This is a genomic window from Hydrogenoanaerobacterium sp., assembly GCF_032017025.1.
Lineage (GTDB): Bacteria > Bacillota > Clostridia > Oscillospirales > Ruminococcaceae > Hydrogenoanaerobacterium.
The window spans coordinates 13,162-13,709 of record NZ_DALZQO010000001.1 but is presented as its reverse complement, the minus strand read 5'-3'; the positions used below and the strand labels follow the sequence as shown (position 1 = coordinate 13,709).

Here is a 548-nt window from a genome sequence, read left to right as displayed (position 1 = left end):
TGCTGGGTGGGGAGCTGCTCTCCCTTGCGCCACAGCTCCGGGCGGAATGGGATGTGCCGATAGGTGCGCTTGATTTCCTGCTTGCTGGCAAAGCGGGCGGTGCCGTGCTGCCCATCGCCCACGGTGCGGGACTTAATGCCGTTTAAAGTGTAGTAGTGCGCCAAAAGGGAAAGGCCGCCGATGACGCTAAACATCACGGCGGCCGCTCCGATTAGGATATAGACGGATTCGTTCATATTGGTATCCTTTCGTTTGAGATTATCTTGTGCTATTATAAAATAAAGGAGGTCGGATTATGGGCAACAGCAATAAGATTTGTATAAACTGCGGCAAAAAAATGAAGCAACAATTTATTGGACTTCAGCACTGCAAGTGCGGCATAAGTTGGAAGAAAGACATTGGCTATTTTGAACGTACTCCCAATATGGTGTTTGCGCTTCATCGTGTGATGGTGGGCAAAAAAGCAAAGCAACTTCCAATTATCCGCTATCGTGGCAGTTCAGAGGAATGAGGCAGAGCAGTCATTTAATTGACCGCCCTGCCTTTTT

1 protein-coding gene and 1 pseudogene are annotated in these 548 nt (G+C 48.9%); one reads left to right on the top strand and one right to left on the bottom strand.

Annotated features, from left to right (window positions below):
* Nucleotides 1-236, bottom strand: a pseudogene (locus tag RTV33_RS00070) (type IV secretory system conjugative DNA transfer family protein); the annotation flags it as partial.
* 59 nt (nucleotides 237-295) lie between these two features.
* Between RTV33_RS00070 and RTV33_RS00065 the strand changes: the two are divergent.
* A complete protein-coding gene (locus RTV33_RS00065) occupies nucleotides 296-511 on the top strand; it encodes a hypothetical protein (protein ID WP_312640267.1) in 216 nt (71 codons plus the stop codon).
* The last annotated feature ends 37 nt before the right edge of the window (nucleotides 512-548 follow it).